General features: G+C 44.3%; 26 protein-coding genes. 23 read left to right on the forward strand and 3 right to left on the reverse strand.

Annotation, left to right across the window (positions count from 1 at the left end; genetic code table 11):
* Positions 1-264: 264 nt before the first annotated feature.
* Positions 265-399 (reverse strand): hypothetical protein, encoded by a 135-nt coding sequence (locus Q5911_RS09105; RefSeq protein ID WP_303182455.1) that lies wholly within the window; start codon positions 397-399, stop codon positions 265-267.
* 34 nt (positions 400-433) lie between these two features.
* On the opposite strand from Q5911_RS09105, the gene Q5911_RS09110 reads away from it, so the two are divergent.
* The 17 genes from Q5911_RS09110 (at position 434) to Q5911_RS09190 (ending at position 10,397) form a co-directional block, all read left to right on the forward strand.
* On the forward strand, positions 434-1,450 hold the full coding sequence (locus tag Q5911_RS09110; protein WP_303182456.1) for a hypothetical protein: 1,017 nt from the start codon (positions 434-436) through the stop codon (positions 1,448-1,450).
* 14 nt (positions 1,451-1,464) lie between these two features.
* Positions 1,465-2,511, forward strand: coding sequence for a hypothetical protein (locus Q5911_RS09115; RefSeq protein WP_303182457.1), 1,047 nt, complete (start codon positions 1,465-1,467; stop codon positions 2,509-2,511).
* A 25-nt stretch (positions 2,512-2,536) separates the two neighbouring features.
* Entirely contained in the window at positions 2,537-3,010 is a 474-nt protein-coding gene (locus tag Q5911_RS09120) for a hypothetical protein (protein WP_303182458.1), read from the forward strand.
* The gene (locus tag Q5911_RS09125; RefSeq protein WP_303182459.1) at positions 3,007-3,744 is read left to right on the forward strand and encodes a hypothetical protein; all 738 of its coding nucleotides are present in this window, start codon (positions 3,007-3,009) and stop codon (positions 3,742-3,744) included. Before Q5911_RS09120 ends, Q5911_RS09125 begins: the two co-directional genes overlap by 4 nt.
* A 90-nt stretch (positions 3,745-3,834) precedes the next feature.
* The gene (locus Q5911_RS09130) at positions 3,835-4,014 is read left to right on the forward strand and encodes a hypothetical protein (protein WP_303182460.1); all 180 of its coding nucleotides are present in this window, start codon (positions 3,835-3,837) and stop codon (positions 4,012-4,014) included.
* A 157-nt stretch (positions 4,015-4,171) separates the two neighbouring features.
* Positions 4,172-4,591: a hypothetical protein gene (locus tag Q5911_RS09135; RefSeq protein WP_303182461.1), complete on the forward strand. Its 420-nt coding sequence runs from the start codon at positions 4,172-4,174 to the stop codon at positions 4,589-4,591.
* A 45-nt stretch (positions 4,592-4,636) separates the two neighbouring features.
* Complete coding sequence (locus Q5911_RS09140) at positions 4,637-5,101, forward strand: hypothetical protein (protein WP_303182462.1); 465 nt, start codon at positions 4,637-4,639, stop codon at positions 5,099-5,101.
* Positions 5,102-5,113: 12 nt separating this feature from the next.
* On the forward strand, positions 5,114-5,290 hold the full coding sequence (locus tag Q5911_RS09145; RefSeq protein WP_303182463.1) for a hypothetical protein: 177 nt from the start codon (positions 5,114-5,116) through the stop codon (positions 5,288-5,290).
* Positions 5,287-5,703, forward strand: a complete 417-nt coding sequence (locus tag Q5911_RS09150; RefSeq protein WP_303182464.1) for a ribonuclease Z — start codon at positions 5,287-5,289, stop codon at positions 5,701-5,703. Before Q5911_RS09145 ends, Q5911_RS09150 begins: the two co-directional genes overlap by 4 nt.
* Complete coding sequence (locus Q5911_RS09155; RefSeq protein WP_303182465.1) at positions 5,696-6,685, forward strand: DNA/RNA non-specific endonuclease; 990 nt, start codon at positions 5,696-5,698, stop codon at positions 6,683-6,685. The genes Q5911_RS09150 and Q5911_RS09155 overlap by 8 nt, the downstream gene beginning before the upstream one ends.
* 14 nt (positions 6,686-6,699) lie before the next feature.
* Complete coding sequence (locus Q5911_RS09160; protein WP_303182466.1) at positions 6,700-6,987, forward strand: hypothetical protein; 288 nt, start codon at positions 6,700-6,702, stop codon at positions 6,985-6,987.
* 27 nt (positions 6,988-7,014) lie between these two features.
* Positions 7,015-7,239: a hypothetical protein gene (locus Q5911_RS09165; RefSeq protein WP_303182467.1), complete on the forward strand. Its 225-nt coding sequence runs from the start codon at positions 7,015-7,017 to the stop codon at positions 7,237-7,239.
* A gap of 40 nt (positions 7,240-7,279) precedes the next feature.
* Positions 7,280-7,816 carry a hypothetical protein gene (locus Q5911_RS09170; RefSeq protein WP_303182468.1) on the forward strand — a complete coding sequence of 179 codons (537 nt, stop codon included), beginning with the start codon at positions 7,280-7,282 and terminating at the stop codon, positions 7,814-7,816.
* The gene (locus tag Q5911_RS09175; protein ID WP_303182469.1) at positions 7,813-8,502 is read left to right on the forward strand and encodes a hypothetical protein; all 690 of its coding nucleotides are present in this window, start codon (positions 7,813-7,815) and stop codon (positions 8,500-8,502) included. Before Q5911_RS09170 ends, Q5911_RS09175 begins: the two co-directional genes overlap by 4 nt.
* 1 nt (position 8,503) lies before the next feature.
* Positions 8,504-8,734: a hypothetical protein gene (locus Q5911_RS09180; RefSeq protein WP_303182470.1), complete on the forward strand. Its 231-nt coding sequence runs from the start codon at positions 8,504-8,506 to the stop codon at positions 8,732-8,734.
* A gap of 1 nt (position 8,735) precedes the next feature.
* The gene (locus Q5911_RS09185; RefSeq protein WP_303182471.1) at positions 8,736-9,548 is read left to right on the forward strand and encodes a hypothetical protein; all 813 of its coding nucleotides are present in this window, start codon (positions 8,736-8,738) and stop codon (positions 9,546-9,548) included.
* A gap of 135 nt (positions 9,549-9,683) precedes the next feature.
* A complete protein-coding gene (locus Q5911_RS09190) occupies positions 9,684-10,397 on the forward strand; it encodes a hypothetical protein (protein WP_303182472.1) in 714 nt (237 codons plus the stop codon).
* A 385-nt stretch (positions 10,398-10,782) separates the two neighbouring features.
* Here Q5911_RS09190 and Q5911_RS09195 read toward each other — a convergent pair whose 3' ends face one another.
* Positions 10,783-11,517, reverse strand: coding sequence for a hypothetical protein (locus Q5911_RS09195; protein WP_303182473.1), 735 nt, complete (start codon positions 11,515-11,517; stop codon positions 10,783-10,785).
* A gap of 838 nt (positions 11,518-12,355) precedes the next feature.
* Between Q5911_RS09195 and Q5911_RS09200 the strand changes: the two genes are divergently transcribed.
* Positions 12,356-12,847, forward strand: coding sequence for a DUF5626 family protein (locus Q5911_RS09200; protein WP_303182474.1), 492 nt, complete (start codon positions 12,356-12,358; stop codon positions 12,845-12,847).
* Here Q5911_RS09200 and Q5911_RS09205 read toward each other — a convergent pair.
* Entirely contained in the window at positions 12,844-13,365 is a 522-nt protein-coding gene (locus Q5911_RS09205; RefSeq protein ID WP_303182475.1) for a helix-turn-helix transcriptional regulator, read from the reverse strand. The two genes, Q5911_RS09200 and Q5911_RS09205, sit on opposite strands and share 4 nt — an antisense overlap.
* A gap of 365 nt (positions 13,366-13,730) precedes the next feature.
* Here Q5911_RS09205 and Q5911_RS09210 point away from each other — a divergent pair, with 365 nt between their 5' ends.
* The 5 genes from Q5911_RS09210 (at position 13,731) to Q5911_RS09230 (ending at position 18,006) form a co-directional block, all read left to right on the forward strand.
* Complete coding sequence (locus Q5911_RS09210) at positions 13,731-14,288, forward strand: hypothetical protein (RefSeq protein ID WP_303182476.1); 558 nt, start codon at positions 13,731-13,733, stop codon at positions 14,286-14,288.
* Positions 14,289-14,852: 564 nt separating this feature from the next.
* Positions 14,853-15,662, forward strand: a complete 810-nt coding sequence (locus Q5911_RS09215) for a hypothetical protein (RefSeq protein WP_303182477.1) — start codon at positions 14,853-14,855, stop codon at positions 15,660-15,662.
* Between the two features lie 484 nt (positions 15,663-16,146).
* A complete protein-coding gene (locus Q5911_RS09220) occupies positions 16,147-16,581 on the forward strand; it encodes a hypothetical protein (protein WP_303182478.1) in 435 nt (144 codons plus the stop codon).
* A gap of 8 nt (positions 16,582-16,589) precedes the next feature.
* Entirely contained in the window at positions 16,590-16,958 is a 369-nt protein-coding gene (locus tag Q5911_RS09225; RefSeq protein WP_303182479.1) for a hypothetical protein, read from the forward strand.
* Between the two features lie 19 nt (positions 16,959-16,977).
* Positions 16,978-18,006, forward strand: a complete 1,029-nt coding sequence (locus Q5911_RS09230) for a leucine-rich repeat domain-containing protein (RefSeq protein ID WP_303182480.1) — start codon at positions 16,978-16,980, stop codon at positions 18,004-18,006.
* The last annotated feature ends 28 nt before the right edge of the window (positions 18,007-18,034 follow it).

The following is an 18,034-nucleotide window of genomic DNA, read 5'->3' on the forward strand; positions in this document are numbered from 1 at the left end:
ATAGGGGAGGTTGATCCTCCCCTTTTTGTATGACGAGTCAGCTTTCCACATACTAATTATTAGAAAAGAACGCGGAGGAGGGATCAAATTGCATCCATATATCTATGAACCATTACACAGTTCACCTTATACTGTTTTTTTCATCTTAATAAATATGTCCGTGATCATACCGATATTAGCCGTGACATACGGACTCGCTGCTGCCGGCTGTTATCGGATCATGAGAGAGCACCAGGGAAAAACCTGGAAAGGCCTTATCCCTATCTATAATATGTTCTCTGTCTGCGGGATCGTCTGGGAGACCTGGTCATATCTGGTACCCTTATGTGCGGGCATTGTCGGGGTGATCACTTTCTTTTTTGTGCCAGGAGCGGACATGTTGATCCCATGTCTGTCCATAGCTGTTATCCTGGTTTACAGGATTTGTTTTAGTTTGCTGACCTGCAGGTATTTCCAGGTCTCAAAGGGATGGATAGCCGTGGGCGTATCCTGCATGTCTCTGTTCTTATTCACCCTGTCATGTATAGGGAGGCAGGAAAAAAAAGCGTCTGACAGGTTCCAGACCATGGCGAGGACTGCCGGGGCCCTGTCCGCCCCCACAGGACAGCCTGTTGATAACCCGATGTTAGCAGGATCAGCCAATGACAGCCATAACGAGCAAGAAGGGGACAAGTTCTGGCAAAACACACCCACCAAGATGCAAGCAAATGTGAATGTTCTGGCTTTGGAAGAAGAATTGTCTGAAAATCTACAGGAATACATGGCGGAAGGAAATGAGATAGGGACGGAGTCATCGGTTGAGACCGCTAAAAAGACTAATCCCGTTTCCCGAAGTACGGATGATCACACGGTGAGCGAAGATCTGGTGAGGTCACCGGGCCGGACCCGGGAGAGGGGAGAAGTAAAGGAGGATCCTGATGAAGGGTTATCTGAAAATGAATGTCAGGAGCAAGAGGGCTCTTCTGCCCTGGCCCTGGCTGGCGTTATCCATGATACGGACGATCAGGAGGATAATAACACTACTAAAGGCGGGATAGATGCAGCATCGGTCGCAAGCCACTCAGTGGTTTCCACGGTTCCTGATACAGCAGTGCCTTGCGTGATACCGGAAAGTTATGCCTCAGATCATATGGAGCTTGCAACTGTGCCAGATATGCCAGCGCCTGAAGCCAGAAGTATCTCAGATAAAACAGAAAAGAAACTACAGGCGTCTGGCGGATCTGAGGCGGATGGTATGATCCCTATGAAGCAGTGGATCATCACGATCCTTTTGTCCATGATCCCGGTAGGCGGCATCGTTTTCCTTGTCTACTGGTCCGCAGGGAAAGGGCAGTATCCATTCAGAGTCCCATTTGCCAGGGCGTTCATTGTCTGCGTCATTAGCGTGGCATTGGTGGTCAGCGTAATATGCGCGGGCGTGTACTATTCCTATTTTCATAGCATTTTGTAGGGGAGAATTGACGAATGAAAAAAAAGAAAATGATGATCGCGCTGTTGGCAGCACTTTCCGCTCTCACGCTGACGAGCTGCCTGAAGCAGCCGGACTATGATTACAATTACAATGATGGAACCCTTAAGTTGTCATATGACGAGTCGCTCTGGAAAGAGGGGAAAACCAGGACCGACAACGGCTCCGGGACACTGACTCTGGACAGCCTGGACGGGGAGAGTCGGATCACGCTTTATTACGGGCAGGACCTGATAGAGGATCGTGAAACATTTATCAAAGAACAAAAGGCGGCAGACTTAAGAGACGGATATGAGCCAGCGTGGGACCGCCAGGAAACTGAGATCATTAACGGGAAGGAACGACATGTATACCAGTACAGTCTGGACTGGGACCATACCAAGCGATATGTATTCATCGACAACTCTTACGGTTCTATCGTGATCGGAGAGTTCCTGCACGATGACACGGAAGGATATAAGCAGATCGACCGCAGTGCGGTCCTTGTTGACCTACCGGAGCAAGATAACAAAAAGGATGGCAGCTATGAGTACCTGTCAAGTGCAAGGATCATTTCTGGCGTATCAGAGGAGAAAGTGGCCGTCCTCCCAGGTATGGAAACCCAGGACGGGCAGGGGCATCTTTCCGGGGAGGCAGACGGGATCACGCTGGATATCAGCTTATATGATAACAGGTCCGGGACGCCGCTGTACGTAGATGATCTGGTCAATAAGTATATGGATCTAAACCAGGTGATCTATGAAGGGAACGAGGAATATAAGAACATCAGGGCATCCGAGATCACGCGGGAGGACGGTATTGTTTTCAAGACACTAACTTATACCTATGGCGATGAGGAAAAGGCAGGCTTCATGATCGTGAAGGCGGAAACTATATCCCCGAATGAAATCCTGTTTGTTGTAGTGGGAGAGAATTCCGCTTTCCGGACAAAAGATACGGAGAAAATATTATCAGAGTTAATGGAAGTATACGGGATGGGAGAAGAATATGAGAAAGAGAAAACAGATATCCAGATCACTGATCCGGATGGACGGATGGCGTGATCCATCACCAGGAGAGGGGCGTATTATGGAAGGAGAAATGAAAGAATACTATGAGGCACTGATGCAGCATTATAAGGTTATGATGCTACTGGTACTTGCGGTAACAGTAGCCTTTTCCGGAATGCTCCTATTCGTGACTCCCCCTTTACCGTTCTTGCTCACGGTGCTTATATTTGTCACGGCAATCTCGATTACACGTATATATTGCCGGGAGAAGAGGAGCTTACAAAGTATGCTGTCGGATCTAAAAGAAGGCCGTTACCAGATCCTGGACGCCTATTGCCTTGATACGGAATACGGTGAAGATACCAGTAAGGCAAGGATCAAGATCATGTCCAGGGATGGCCAGGAATGCCCTGATTGGCTGGAAGCTCCGCGTGCGATTGCAAAAAGCTTTGACTCGCTCCAAAAGCGCATGGGAGGGAATGTCGATTACCGGATCATGGTCATGAAGCTGAATTCAGGGATGGATTATCATATAGTGAAGGAGGAGTGGTGAGATTAGGAACTGTCAGGATAATGCTATCAGACTTTTACAGGTGTGACTGCGCCCCCAGGACAATGAAGAGGCTTTCGGGTCTCTTTTTTGTTGTGCAAAAAATCACCCTTTTTCTGGTTTTCTACATACTACCTGTAAAGGAGGTGATAGTTACGATGAGAAAGGATAATTATCGTGATCTTCAAAAATATAGGGAAACCCGCAAGAAACAGCGAAAAAGGTATTATAATAAGACTTCTTATCTATATGAAGGCAGGAGATGGACTCCGGAGGAGGACGATATGGTCATGGCTCATATATCCTCGGATACTGTCCTGTCCGAACGTCTCCATAGATCAGTACAGGCAATTCAGAGAAGGAGATGGATGCTCAAAAAGAAAAAGATGGCATGTGAAACAGTTTGTTATGCAAATAACCGGCTATGGACTTCAGAGGAAGACGATATGATTGCCGCTCATACAGTCCCGGATGCTGTATTGTCGGATCAGATCCAAAGATCGATCCGTGCGATCCAATTAAGACGTTGGAGCCTAAAAAAAGCAGGTAGGGAAATAAAGGATGGCCGCAGACATTGGACGGAAACAGAGGATGCGCTTGTATTTGCCCACGATATTACTGATACACAACTTTCAGAGAAAATCCATCGATCAACAAATGCTATAAGACAGAGGAGGAGCTTACTCAAAAAGAAAGCTGGAGAGAAGAATATTCACCAAGGCAGACAATTAACATGACTTGAGCAAGCAATGCCCCTCCTCGACAGGGAGGGGATTGAGATTATCGAAAACGGCGGGATAAACTGACATTTAAGGAAGGAGACCAATATGAGCCATGAAAAAGTGATAAGGCGAAATAAATTAAGGGATGAACTGAAGAAACAGGGAGTATACACGGACTGGGATCAAGCGCGGAAAAGAGTTGTCCTGTATAAGCCAGGGAGTCCTGGAGTGCTGCCCGTTGAAGTTGGGTATCTATCCAAGGATGATGAGGCGATTTTTTATTAGTGATCATTTCCGTTGGAATTAGATTGGCTACGCACATTGTTGAGAGAGTCGGATTAAAATGACGTTTGACGTGACATATACACGAAACAGAGCAGACGGGGATATGAGAAAGCGTATGATGCAATGGGAACTCGACTAAGCAGGGGGGTGAGGATATATGGAAAATACGAACTGCACTAAGGTAAAATTCAAAGGAATAAGTACAGCTACCGGTCAGTGGGTGACCGGGGATTTCCTCCGAGAAATGGAGCCTAACGGGAAATCACATTACTATATTCAAAAATACTATAGCTCTACAGTAATCACGAAACATGAGATTTTACCGGAGACACTCTGCAGATACACTGAATTTTCTAATTTTAAGGAAGAGGAAATCTGGGAATATGATATCCTCGAATATGTAGGACCGGCCGAATGTGACGAAATACAGCGTGGTATCGTCTATATGGTCGATGGAGAATGGGTGTGCCAGATTGGAAGGCAGGAACCCATGCCGCTCTGGGAATGTATGGAAGATATGGTAAGGATTGGATCATATTTTGACAAAAACATAGATTATACTGAGGACCGCCTGTAGGAGGATTGTAGCGAAGAACACAAAGCAGGAAAGGAGGAGTAATCCATGGCATATGCAGTAAATACTTCCATCAGTATTGCAAAGACAAAAGCCGACATTGAGGAACTAATACTGAAAGCTGGTGCATCACAGTTTGTTTCTGGATATCGGGATAACCTTGCAGTAATAGGCTTTTCTCTTTCGGACAGGCAGATCCGGTTTGTGCTGCCTCTTCCGGAAAAGAACAGTCCGGAATTTCAGCTTACTCCTGGCAGGAAGCAGAAGAGAAGCAAGGAGCAGGCTTATGCCGCCTGGGAACAGGCCTGCCGGAGCAGATGGCGTTCTCTTTTCCTTGTGATCAAAGCCAAACTGGAAGCGGTGGACAGTGGTATCAGTACGATTGAGCGGGAGTTCTTCTACGATATTGTGCTGCCAAACGGAAAGACCGTAGGGGAACTAACGGCTCCCCAGATAGAAGACGCTTATACGACAGGGAAAATGCCAACATTGCTACCTATGCTGGACTCTTAATGGAGTGAGAAAATGCTTGTTCCGGTTTATAGAAAACTGAAGAATGGCAGGGGATATGAGGAAAGCTTGGACACGGACGATCTATCAGATGAAGACTTTGCTGAATTTTGTAAGCTCTGGTACTCTGATAATAAAAATGATAAAATGAAGGCAAAATTACTGTTGGCAGAGAGAAGGGAAGTATATTGATCGCTATTTTTATGCTTGACGACAGAAAAGGGATGATGTTCAACCACAGACGGCAGAGCCGGGACAGCCAGGTAACACATAAGATCCTGGAGCTGGCGGGGAACGGAACTCTCCGGATGTCTCCTTATACATATGAACTGTTCGAGGATGTACAAACGAATGTCCATGTCATTGTATCGGACAGATTTTTAGATAAGGCACGAGAAAATGACTTCTGCATCATTGAGGAGGGGAAAGTCCCATGTGCGGATCAGATCAGTAAGGTAATTGTCTTCTGGTGGAACCGAATATATCCGGGTGATGTCTTTTTAGACATAGACCTGGAAAACAAGTATTGGTTCCTTGAAAGCTGGGAAGAGTTTCCAGGGTCATCCCATGAGAAGATCACGATGGAGGTGTATAAGCATGAATAAGTTTAAATCAATGTTATTGGCCTTAATCCTGTCCGGAGTCATGTCCTTTTCCGGCTGTACTCAGGATACTGTCACAACAGAGCCGGAGCTACTAACGCAGGACCAGACAGATACTTCGCAGGCAGCCACTCCAGACTCGGTAGATCAAAGTACGTCTATATCGCTTACAGATATCCCTGCGTATGCAGGAGAACCGTATGTAATCATTAATGATAATCAGCCGGATTTCTCGGAGGAGGACATGGCGACCGACTCCTTTGAGACCTACAGTGACTTGGACTCTTTGGGCAGGTGCGGCGTGGCCTACGCCAATATCGGGCAGGATCTGATGCCTTCGGAAGACAGGGGCAATATCAGCGACGTAAAGCCATCCGGCTGGCAGTCTGTAGAGTATGACGGGATCGACGGTGGCTATCTGTACAACCGCTGCCATCTGATCGGATATCAGCTCACAGCAGAGAACGCCAATGAGAAGAACCTGATCACCGGGACCAGGTATCTGAATGTGGAGGGGATGCTACCTTTTGAGAATTTGGTGGCTGACTATATCCAGGAGACAGGGAACCATGTCCTTTACAGGGTAACACCAATATTCAATGGAGACGATCTGGTGGCCAGCGGAGTCCAGATGGAAGCGAAATCAGTGGAGGACGACGGGGCTGGTATCCTGTTCAATGTCTTCTGCTATAACGTGCAGCCCGGGATCACGATCGACTACGCCACCGGAAACAGCCAGCTTACTGGGGATACCAGCGGGGCCGGCGCGAAGTCACAGACAGGGACCATCGGAACAGGGGGCTCTGAGGACACGCAGCAGGCAAGCGAGAGTACATATATCCTGAACACGAATACAATGAAATTCCATCGCCCGGACTGCTCCAGCGTGAGCCAGATGAGTGAGAGCAATAAGGGAGAATTCACCGGGACGAGAGATGAACTGATCGCTCAGGGGTATGAGCCCTGCAAGAACTGTAATCCATAACAGGAGGAAATGGTGTGGAAGCAAAAGAAAAGCTATTGAGGAAGTGTGGTTTTCTCCAGAACACTTATGAGGAAGGCCAGTTCTGGGAATTGGTCGTGGACGATGATGATGAAAGGAAGCGGCGGATCTGTGAGGCTTTTGGCACTGACAAAGAACTGGGGGTGTCCGGGGATGACATTGACACTTTGATCCTTCAGTGCGACGCTACTCTGGGGAATTGCGTGTTTTATTATGACCTAAATCTATTTTATATGAGCCCATACGAGTTTTTCCAGTGTCTGGAAACCTTCCAGAGATCATAAGGAACTAAAAGTAAGGAGGAATACTATATGGTTGCAAGAGGGCCTTTATATCTACAGAAAATGAATGATGCACAACTCATCGAACAAATGGAAATGGTTGAGGGTGCCAGGATATCTGGAAAGATATCAGAGCAGTTAAGAAATATCTGGGATGCCTGGTATGCTACCTCCGATCAGGCAGAGCTGGCAACGCTTTTCCGGGATACATGTTTAGAGGCTGCATATCGGTTTTGTCAAATAGTGCAAAAATAATAATATATCGATTATCATATAAGTAAAATGAAGGAGTATTATGTTTTCAAAACGAGATTTGGAAAATGTCATAGCTATCTGTGAGCAGGACGAGGGTGCCCCTGCTCAGGCAGGCCGGCTTAAGAAGCGATGTGAGAGAGCGCTTGCGTATCGGGACTGCGAGATCCACATCACTGAGGAAGACAAGAGGTTTTTGTCTCAGTATTATGATGAGGATATGGACCCGGAAGCAAAGGAGACCCTGACCAAAGTTTTGGGCGGCGTCAATGAGGACCTTCTGGGGAAAAAGGTATGGATCTCGAAGCTGGCCCTCTCAAAAGGCATATATGAGATGGAGGTCGTCCGCGTATCTGAGGACGGTAAGACCGTGTACGGCCATATCTGGGACGAGTCATATCGAGGCGAGGGCCGGGAGTGGCACCGGACAAAAGAGGAGGCCATGGAGAGGGCAAAAGTCCTTAAAGAAAAGAAGATTGCATCGCTGAGAAAACAGATCGAAAAGATTTCTGCGCTGGATTTCGAGGACACACCGGATAAGACGACTGCGACAGAAACCAGAAAAGGAGATTTGGCATGATGTACGAATTGACAATGACAAAAAACCAAACCGCTATCGTGCGCAATGCAGCGGGTGAATACGGAGATCTACGGATCAACAAATGGAACGCGTTCGTGAATGATGTAGGGCGTTCCACTGATAAACACATTCAAAAGCAGGCTTTGAATGAATTTGATCAGGCTATGCGTACAGCATGGGGAGAGTCAGCTCCGACCAGCACGGATGAAATGGTCAGTGCGGCTGCCTTAGCTTTTTATTTAAGACACCAGCTGCCAGAACTAGATGAAGAGGACTCATTTGCATTGGAGCTTGACCAGGAACATGCGGAGCTTGTGAAAGTCATTTTGGAGGAATACTTCCGGCTGCGGCTTAATCAGTGGTTCGACTATGCTACAGAAGTGTCCTGTAATGGCTATGTCTATGACAAGGAGGACCCGGACAATGATAATAAGTTTTCTGCTTATATAAAACGGAGGGATGCCTCCAAAGAAAAATTTGAAAAAGCCATGCAGATGCTCGTGCCAAGATACGGGCGGCAGACAGAAGACATGCTGATCGCTCAGGACATCTGGCAGGTCATCCGGTACAGGCTGTATCTGGACAAGGGAGGGGACCCAAACGGGGCTGTCGTGGACGCTCGTCCGCCTATGCAGATTTCGCAGGAGCCTCTCCCGAAGTTTATACGCAAAAAAGAAGGAGTATAGGATGGCAGATAGGGATGGAAATCGTCAGCTCACGCTGGCAGAGAAATGGGCAATCGATGCCATGGCATATAATTCTGGCACAAAGGTAAAGACTGGAAAACAACCCTGCAATGGGTGTATGTACCAAATAAAGGGAGATGCGCTGCATTGCGGAATATATACTAAGGAGCGGAAACCCAAACCTGTCCTGTTCGGGCATGAGAAGTGTCCTAAATACAGGGAGGAAAAATAGTATGAGTAAACGTGGACTATCCGGCTTGAGAAAAGTAGTTATTATATTTCTCCTATTAGCCAGTATATTATCCGCCGTGGGATGCAGAGTAGAAAGAGACGCCGTAGAGGAGCCTGTCCAGTTAACACAAAGGCAGGAGGAACTGCTGGTAGCAATGGGGCTCCCGACAGAGTATGGCAGGCTCACGGACACGCAAAAAAATGCGATCTCATCTATTGAGGACTGCCTCACGTATCTGGAGAACAAATATCAGGAAGAATTCCGCTATCTGTCTTATGCGGAAGCGGGAGCTCTGGAAGGGGAACATCTGGAGGCATATCCTACGTCGGGAACACCAGCGGCTGTCGTAACTGTGTACCGGAAATACGAGGACGGAGAGTATCATTACGAAGATGATTACGGAAAGATAGGAGCAAAACCACTGTATGAGAGTAGGGTAAATGAATATACCACTCAATCCTTCCCAGATAGTGGAGTAAAGGTCTTCAGTGATATCAGAAATTCTGGGCAGGGTACAGATAGGCAAAGTGTGACGAAGGAAAATGTGCTCCAAAAAGTCTCGGCAGTCACGTACATCTTTATCTCCGATACTGTATGTACCAATGAGCAGTTCCAGGATTTTACAGAGGACTGTGCGAACTGGATGGAAAGCCAGTGCCAGGGCGTGGCCGCACAGTTCTGTCTGAGGCTCACTGATGTGGCACGGTGGGAGAAGCTCAATACATATAACTATGAGGACAAACTCAGGGAGGATATATTTACGGATGAGGCCGAATGTGGGATATCCGCCGACGGAAAGATTACGATTTATTAACAGGAGAAACTGATCTGGTCGGAGGGACATAAAGAAGTTTGCCTGGATTCCGCATAGTGGCATGACACGTAGTGTTTCGGGGATCAAATCCCTGCCAGGCAGTTATTGATCCAGCAAAGAAAGGGAGCGATGTGTATGAGAAAGGTAAAAAGAATAATCTTGCTAACGATGGCGATCGCTCTTCTTGCGGCTGGATGCAGTGGCATGACAGAAGAAAAGAGTGGAAGCTTTCAGAATAGAGGAAACGCAGACCCAAAAGACCTTTTAACTGTCGATGAGATGATACGCATAACAGGAATTTCGGAAGTGGATTATGGTGATGTGGACCTGCGACAATTTATCGAGGACTTTGAGATAACGGAAGATAACGTAGAGTCATTAAATGTAAAACTGCTGCTCGAAGAATACAGCAATACGGAGACGGACGATGTGACCGATATATTTTCTGACACGGCGCAGGAGCAGACTGAGCATTTCACGGATGACGTGACGGCGATCGCTTTTTATGAAAATATGAATACCACTACTGAGTGCGTATACTATGATCTGGTTTCGGAGGAAAGATACCGGGCATCTAATTGTTTTCTTTTCTCGGACCTGGGCCAGGCGGAAGCGGAGCCCTACCCCGATGGAGAACTCCTTATAGATAAGATGGATGAGCTTGGAGTATTTTCATGGGAAAACAGCAGTTCTTCCGAAGTAATGGATGATGCGCAGGGTATGGAGCTAGCGGTAAAATATGAGGACGGCACAATATTTCATATATCAGCAACGGGTATTCTGTCGGAAGTAATGCCTGACACGTATGCAGAAATAAAAAAATTGTTGTTAAAAAGTAATTTTAATTAGCCTGCAATTTTTATACAGGTAAGACTGTTATCCGGGTACTGTATTCAAATAGCTCTGAAGTCGGTTACGAACTCCCAATGGAGCATATCCGCTGTGTATCACAGTTCTTGGCCGGAGAGTACCAGATCAGTTCCTAGTTCTACAATACTTGGGAAAAGACCGCACGTCTTTTACCAAAAGATATCGATGAAATAAAAAAGTTGCCTGGCGATTGGGCGCTTGTCCAGTTTGTTTTGGAGTAATAAAAAAATCAATCGAAGCAAAAAAAAAGAAAGAAGGTGTATCCTCAACAATGAGTGGCACCTTCTTTCTTCTTATTTCTTACCTATTATTAATTGATCTATTCAGCTATTATACTATTCATAAGGTTTATAACCATTAAATATTACAGGTCATTATTCAAAGTAAATGTATATGTTCCTGTTCCTCGACGAATGTTTAAAGTGTAACCGCACCCAATATATGATGCAGCAGCGGTGGTCACATATGAATTAAAACCTGTATAATACGAAAAGGTTGTTCCAGAGGGATATTTCGTACCATTTAAGTTAACCGGGACATTCACACCTATTCCAGACATTCCATAGGCAACTGTTTGCGAAACAACAGAAACTCCTACAATTTTAGTGTAGCCTCCTGTAACTTGGGTTAAGCAATACATGGTAACTCCACTATGATCTTTGGTAGTATAATATAATGTAGAATATGCTTTCACTGCATAAGCTCCATCAGAACCTTCTTCATATTTGTGTCCTCCGGCTCTAAATGGACTAATTACACTTGCATATGATAAAGCGTGCAATTTTGAATTCGACTCAGTATCTATTGCTATTACCTCGTCTTGAATTTTATAGGTACTAACCTGCATAGTATCGTCAGTGCCTGCCGCTTCAAGCACTTGCTGATCATATATCGGAGCTTCATTGTCAATAGCTTCATCCAATAAAGATTGATAAGAAGTTTCAATATATGTTGAATTATTTGCTATTGCACTCTGCTCCGTCTGTGAAAGGATTGCCTTTTCATCTGGAGTTTCAGCAAATACAAAAGATGCATTTAATATGCTGAGTAGAAATGCAAAACATAATGTTGAAGATAATATCTTTCTTATCTTTTTCATTCTAATTCCTCTTCACATTTAGTGTCGTAATTTTGTTGATTATATCTATAATTATACTTGATAATATAGATACAATAGAAAAATAAAAACCTATAGAATAAAATGTAGTAAAATACCTGTATACCAAATCAAAGTTTTCGAAATATGTAAATGGATATAATGCTAATACACTACACAATAATAGCTTTGAAATAATTGGATAGATTATTGTGTTACATTTTAAGGATAAAATCTGTATTATTATAACAAGTAGCCAGATTAGACCTATCCTCAAGCCTCTGTCTAAAAGAACGTCTATGCCATTTGCGTCAGTCAACCCATATGAGTCAGGACTAACATTTATGTGAGAAAACCATTTAATAGGAACAAATAATAAAGGCAAAACCAGAAGAATAAATGAAATCCTTTTTTTATTCATATATTCATAAGTTCTCCTTTCTGTTAGTTTTTTATTATGCAAACACATAATACAACGGTATCCCCTCCAATTTATAATTTTTATTTATAAAATCATTACTTGATTTGTAAATCTAAATTATCAAACAATTCGAAGGGGGTCAATGGATTTTGCAGAAAGCAATCAATAATTGCATAATGCAACAGGCCATTGCCGCTTACACTAATGAAAAGTATGGGCTATAAAGATAGAAAAAAGCAATGGTTGAGTATCATTTGCATGTGAGAATGTACAAAATAAAATGCTTTAGAGAAGTAAACGCAACATTTCATTTACAAATGCAAAAGGTCATTGCTTTTTCAAAAAGCGGTAGAAGAGTACAATACAAACAGTAAGATACGTATCTACATATTAATTGTTCTAAGTAGAGAGGTGAAGATAATGTTGAAAAATATAAAAAAAGGAATTGCCACATTCGGAGTTTTGTGTATATTGATGTGTGGCACGATCTATCTGCCGGTGAACGCAGCAGACACGACAACGCATCAGGGAAAAGGGGATGTTTCATATGATATGGAAGTGGGAGGAACACAGGAGTTCGATGTGATCACAGAAGACGGACAGGAAGCACATGTGACTATTACGGAAATACCAAGTATGTCAAGAGTCGCGAATGGTACATATCGTGTAAAGTATGACCTGACAGGATGCTGGATTGCCGGTTTCAATGTTAAGGTTTCAAACAACTCGTTTGTAAGTGTGAGCAGTCCTTTCCATACTATAAGGCTTGGGTATATAAGCAGCCCTAAGCTTACACTGAATAGCAGTAAAATGGCTACTTATTCCTTCAATTATCATACAGGAGTAGCTGCATCCTATACCGGAGTTCGAGCGACTATATCTGGAACTACATTAAACGCTGATATACTTTAAATGAACAAAATACATTTCTTTAGCTCAGCCACCATATCAATGGTGGCTGAACCATTCTGAATAAAATTTACGTTAATAAAATTCCAAGTGTTCCATACACTAAATATGAGGGCTATAATAAAGAAAATGATCAATATAGCTGACTTGCCCATCTTAAATTTAAGACATAAGTAAAAAGCAAACGAACATGCAGCAATGCCAAAAATCGGAAATATACATGCAATGGCAAGAAATGCTACAACAATAAAATATCCTATATATTTTCTTTCGACAGGATATTTGTTTTCAACAGAAATCTCTTTTTGTGGTTGGTCGGCAGAGTCTTCTTCATTCAGCAGTTTCTCAAGCTTAACATTATACAGTCGGGAAATCTTCCCGATCATTTCTATATCAGGTACAGTAATACCTCGTTCCCAACTTGAAATAGCCTGGCGGGTTACACCAAGCTTGTCAGCAGCTTCGTCCTGCGTCAAGCCGCAGTCGTTCCTATACTTCTTTAATGCCGCGCCTAATTCCATAAAGCTATCCACCTCCATAGCCGCCATTAGTATTGTAATAATTATTGAAAGATTTATCAATAGTATTATTTTATTGATGTATTATTTTATTGAGTGTTATTGAGGCACCCCAAGTAAATTATTATATGTCTTTTACAAAAAGAGCAAAAATTAATTGCTTTTTGCAACAGATTATTGATTTATTTTTCAGACTATTTGATTAAAAATAGAAGTATAAAACACAGGAAGTATAAAATCATGGAGGAGGTGGTTCCGATGTATCTGTATGTCAATATTTAACAATTTGCGCAAAAATGGTTTGATAACTTTAACATAGTAATATATAGCAAAAAGAAAAAGTATTTGCAATGAGAGGAGGTAAGACTATGAAAAAAAGAATAGGAAGCCTGATCCTAATAATGATCATGGTGCTGCAGATGGGAGTAACGGTATTTGCAAATGATGAAAATGCATTGCCGGAAGGAGTAACTAAAACAGAAATAAATCCTTCGGATATTCCGGAAGGAATTGTTCCTATGGAGTTTTCCACACAGGAAGAAGCAGATGCCTATGTTAGGGAAGCTTTTAAAGAAATCCCGTCAACACCTCCCGCGGTAACACGTGCAACCAATGGTGATGCATTTATAGATAGCCATGCATTTGGAGCTGGAGGGGTTATATCACTGAGATTAAGTTATACAACTTCCGGAAATGGTAATACTGGTACTATTACTCGCCATGAGCCGTATACTATTGTATCTGGTATGAATTTCTCCTACGATTGGCAGGAGTCTAGCAGAGGAAGTTCTATCCAGCCTGGAGGAAAAGATGTATATGCTTATGCCAACGGTACTTTACAGCTATACGCTCACACTTCTGTGGGCGATTGGAATATCTATGCCATTCCTGTAAACTTAAGTGGAATTGCATACATAATTCGATAACACCTAATATAAGCGGAGAACATCAATGAATGAAATACTGAATATTGTTATGCCTTACCTTGTTCAGATATATAATATTTTATTTGCACTCTTAACTATTATAACACTTGTACTGATTGATATTAAGTTGATCAAGGATATATGGGGGCATAAAAAAGATTAATGATTGTATTTGTGGTTGGAAGATAGACATGGTCAATACATGAATAGGTATTAGTGACTAGAACGCAAACCAGTGACTCAGCTTTTCTGTATTCACATAATCGCAGTTCGGCATCACCGGCCCTCCAGGAGGAAAAACAACATCTCAAAATAAGTAAAAAGACAAAGGCTGTCCGGATGGGCAGCTTTTTGTTATACCTTGAAATCGACACTCTATCAGCAGATACCATAGGCCTGAAGAGAGGAGGTAATAATTACTAGGGATTATGGATCAATAAATAAATGAGGAGGAAAAACTAGGTTAATCAACATAGCAAACACGATCGAGAGGCTGAACGCCTTTGAGGAGGATGCAAGCCCAGAGGTACTGGCCCAAGTAAGGGATCTTCTGCAGGAGGTCCGTTGGCACCTGGAGTGGAGAACACGAGCTTGTCCATGTGTGTCCAGGAAGCGGCATTTAAGCTGGGTGAAGCGGGGTATGAAAATCCATCCCAGGAACTGCTGGAAGAGGCTACGAAGGCGTTGTACTTCAGCGAAACCTTCATCAACGAAGATGCAGCGTGTGACCTTGTAGAGATGGTTATAGAGGACCGAGGATTGCGACTGGAAGATATCCTCGAAGACGGTGAAGTCCTGGTGGAATACGGGACAACAGTCATCCCGCAGGCCCACTGCATCATGGCTAAGGAAAGCGATGATCTCATGAACGCTTTGGCAGAAACGATAGACAGGATCCTCTTGATCGGCGATGAAGGGGATGTCAGTGAGATCATGGGAGCACGCCGCGCGAACGATGCTGAGATGGACGCACTTGCCGAGAATGACGAGGAGTTCATCGAAATCGATGACGGCTACATCCTGCCGGGATACATGGCCGGCATGAAAAAGCTGGAAGCTCGGCGGATCAAGAGCCTTGCGGACCTGCTCTTCCTGGACGACCGGATCGTGGAGTTCCGTACAACCGCCTATCCGTTTCCCTTACACTGTATCATAGGGGAGAAGAAAGCGGTGACCGTGGGGAACATCAAGGCAGCTCTGAGTGTCACGCTTGGGCGAATGCTCGGCAGCGGCGCGACGGAGGCGGATGTCAGGCATTTCCTTGGGGCGTTCATCCCAAAGGATGAAAAGCACAAGTTTATGATGACACATGACAGTTACTATGATGTGGGGCTTGGCTACATCCTGCCAGGTGAGATCCTGCTCAGTGAATGAAAATCCGTGACAAGGGTAACTACATTGAAGACTTTTTCTGGAATGTGGATCTGGACTTATCCGACAAAATCGTGATATCAAACATGTCACTTGGCTTTTTCAATGAGTGGGGCAAAGGGATCACTGACAAGGAAATTGCACAGATGCTTTCAGTGTGCAGATGGTTATATATCAGCACGACACCAGAGCTCATGGAGTTCCTGGAGCCCAATTTAAAACGGTTCAATACTTTAACGAAGGTATATTTCCCAAGGTGTTTTTGGGGAAAGAATAAGGAAGGGTTTGATCCGTCTGGCTCGTGTCATACTTATCAGCAGGGAATCTTTACCATCTTGGAAATCAAATATGATCCCTTTTAGGCCGGTCTATCACCGGCCTTTTGTTATGTCTGGAAATACTCACTCTACTGGTAGATGCAGATACCGAAGGAAGGAGGAAAGAAGATCATATGGTTATTTGCAAATATAAGTAGGAGGAATTTGATATGAAATTTAAAGTACAGGGGACAACAACTGTTGATGTGTATGTGGAGGTAGAAGCACGAAACAGGGAGGAAGCGCTCGCTGCGGCATTCACGTCTCTAAACTGTCTGACGGCGTTCTGCGGGAATGGCGGAACGGATCGGCTGATCGGGATTTCATCCGATGTACAGGCATCCATAAAGGCAGAAGAGACGATCAGGTACGACACTGTTGAGGAAACGAAAGGAAACGATATTCCAGATCAGAAAACCTTTTGGGGGGTTACTACATCCATCGATGACCGAGGCCATGTGGTATCACATATCACAAGCAAGGTGCATGCAGAAACTATGCCAGTAAGTACATTTACAAGCACAAAAAGGCGCGATGTATATGTTGACTGGTTTACGAGCGAGGAGGAAGCAGGACAATTTGTTAATGATTCAAAGAGAGGGTAGGAAGCAGTATGACACTAAAAGATTTTAAACCGGGCCAGATGGCTTACATCTTATATATGAAAAAGGGATATAACGCAGAGCCGATACTTTTCGTAAGAAAAGTGGTAAAGGTCGGGCGTAAATACATCACAGATGACAGAGGGTGCCGATTTTACGAGTCGGATGTTATTTTATCGGCAGACCGCCGCACACATGTCTTCTTAGAAGACTGTGAGTTCGGTGAAAAGGGATTTCTGTTTACAAGTAAAAAGGAGGCAGATGATTGGATCGAGCTGCACGAACTAGAAAAGTGGCTGATAACGATCCGTTGCTGTAACCATCCGTATACGATCGAGCAGCTTCGTAAGGTTAAAGAAATACTAGAACCTGATACGTAAAAGAATGAGGGAACGTGAAGTGAGTGTTGTAAAATTTAATCTGTCAAAGGAGTACAGCGAGGAGTTTGACCAGCTTCGGAAGAACAGGGTGAAGCAGACCTTCTATTCGTTAGATGGCCTGGATGAAAAGAACGTCGTGCAGGGCAACCTTGATCTTAGAGGAACTGGGATTACGGAGCTGCCAGAAAACCTGACTGTTGGCGGATTTCTCGACCTTAGTGAGACAAAAATCACAGAATTGCCAAATGGCTTGACAGTAGGTGGATTTCTTGATCTAAGAGACATACCAATCACGGAGTTGCCAGAGGACCTGGCCGTTGGTGGTTCGATTGACCTCAAAGGAACAGGGATCACAAAGTTACCAAATAGCCTGATTGTAGGCGGCTCGCTCGACCTCAGAAGAACAGGGATTACAGAACTGCCGGATAATCTGACCGTGGGTGATGATCTCTACCTTACCGGTACAGGGATTACGAAGCTGCCAGATAATCTGACCGTAGGTGGAACGCTTGACTTCATGAGAACATCCATCACGGAGTTGCCAGAGAGCCTGACCGTAGGGGGGTTCATTAATGGATTAGACACTTCGGATCAGATAATTTCTCGTCTTATCGAAGGAGATTATATCCCGGGGAAATACATCTTTGCAGACAGGATACTCACTCATGTGAAGGCGAAAAAGAGGTTTCGGAACTATGACTTCTATGTCGGGAAAATCCCTGGCCGTAATGTCATAACAGATGGCGTATATTACGCCCATTGCCGCAACATACGAGACGGTATTCGAGATCTGCAATTTAAGCGCGCAAAAGACCGTGGTGTCAGACAATACCGGGGGATAGGGCTTGATGATGTTATCCCTACTGATGAGTTGGTCACAATGTATCGAGCAATCACCGGAGCCTGCCAGCAGGGAACAGAAGAGTTCCTGTCGTCGCTCGGGGAGTTAAAAACGGAATATACCATCCGCGAGGCCATTGAGCTCACAAAAGGCCAGTATGGCGCAATTACCTTCCGGGCATTTTTTGTTGGAAATGATGAATACTAAACGAGGAGCTACACACTTGAGTAAACTA

Source organism: Lachnoclostridium phocaeense (assembly GCF_959599685.1).
In the GTDB taxonomy this organism is placed as follows: Bacteria; Bacillota; Clostridia; order Lachnospirales; family Lachnospiraceae; genus Claveliimonas; species Claveliimonas monacensis.

What these genes read in the sequence shown, in the direction of transcription:
- Q5911_RS09105 (WP_303182455.1), bottom strand. Translation starts at nt 399, where the DNA reads ATGGACAGACATGGGATCAACATGTCCGCTCCTGGCACAAAAAAGAAA.
- Q5911_RS09115 (WP_303182457.1), top strand. Translation starts at nt 1,465, where the DNA reads ATGAAAAAAAAGAAAATGATGATCGCGCTGTTGGCAGCACTTTCCGCT.
- Q5911_RS09120 (WP_303182458.1), top strand. Translation starts at nt 2,537, where the DNA reads ATGGAAGGAGAAATGAAAGAATACTATGAGGCACTGATGCAGCATTAT.
- Q5911_RS09130 (WP_303182460.1), top strand. Translation starts at nt 3,835, where the DNA reads ATGAGCCATGAAAAAGTGATAAGGCGAAATAAATTAAGGGATGAACTG.
- Q5911_RS09135 (WP_303182461.1), top strand. Translation starts at nt 4,172, where the DNA reads ATGGAAAATACGAACTGCACTAAGGTAAAATTCAAAGGAATAAGTACA.
- Q5911_RS09140 (WP_303182462.1), top strand. Translation starts at nt 4,637, where the DNA reads ATGGCATATGCAGTAAATACTTCCATCAGTATTGCAAAGACAAAAGCC.
- Q5911_RS09145 (WP_303182463.1), top strand. Translation starts at nt 5,114, where the DNA reads ATGCTTGTTCCGGTTTATAGAAAACTGAAGAATGGCAGGGGATATGAG.
- Q5911_RS09155 (WP_303182465.1), top strand. Translation starts at nt 5,696, where the DNA reads ATGAATAAGTTTAAATCAATGTTATTGGCCTTAATCCTGTCCGGAGTC.
- Q5911_RS09165 (WP_303182467.1), top strand. Translation starts at nt 7,015, where the DNA reads ATGGTTGCAAGAGGGCCTTTATATCTACAGAAAATGAATGATGCACAA.
- Q5911_RS09170 (WP_303182468.1), top strand. Translation starts at nt 7,280, where the DNA reads ATGTTTTCAAAACGAGATTTGGAAAATGTCATAGCTATCTGTGAGCAG.
- Q5911_RS09175 (WP_303182469.1), top strand. Translation starts at nt 7,813, where the DNA reads ATGATGTACGAATTGACAATGACAAAAAACCAAACCGCTATCGTGCGC.
- Q5911_RS09180 (WP_303182470.1), top strand. Translation starts at nt 8,504, where the DNA reads ATGGCAGATAGGGATGGAAATCGTCAGCTCACGCTGGCAGAGAAATGG.
- Q5911_RS09185 (WP_303182471.1), top strand. Translation starts at nt 8,736, where the DNA reads ATGAGTAAACGTGGACTATCCGGCTTGAGAAAAGTAGTTATTATATTT.
- Q5911_RS09190 (WP_303182472.1), top strand. Translation starts at nt 9,684, where the DNA reads ATGAGAAAGGTAAAAAGAATAATCTTGCTAACGATGGCGATCGCTCTT.
- Q5911_RS09195 (WP_303182473.1), bottom strand. Translation starts at nt 11,517, where the DNA reads ATGAAAAAGATAAGAAAGATATTATCTTCAACATTATGTTTTGCATTT.
- Q5911_RS09200 (WP_303182474.1), top strand. Translation starts at nt 12,356, where the DNA reads ATGTTGAAAAATATAAAAAAAGGAATTGCCACATTCGGAGTTTTGTGT.
- Q5911_RS09205 (WP_303182475.1), bottom strand. Translation starts at nt 13,365, where the DNA reads ATGGAATTAGGCGCGGCATTAAAGAAGTATAGGAACGACTGCGGCTTG.
- Q5911_RS09210 (WP_303182476.1), top strand. Translation starts at nt 13,731, where the DNA reads ATGAAAAAAAGAATAGGAAGCCTGATCCTAATAATGATCATGGTGCTG.
- Q5911_RS09220 (WP_303182478.1), top strand. Translation starts at nt 16,147, where the DNA reads ATGAAATTTAAAGTACAGGGGACAACAACTGTTGATGTGTATGTGGAG.
- Q5911_RS09225 (WP_303182479.1), top strand. Translation starts at nt 16,590, where the DNA reads ATGACACTAAAAGATTTTAAACCGGGCCAGATGGCTTACATCTTATAT.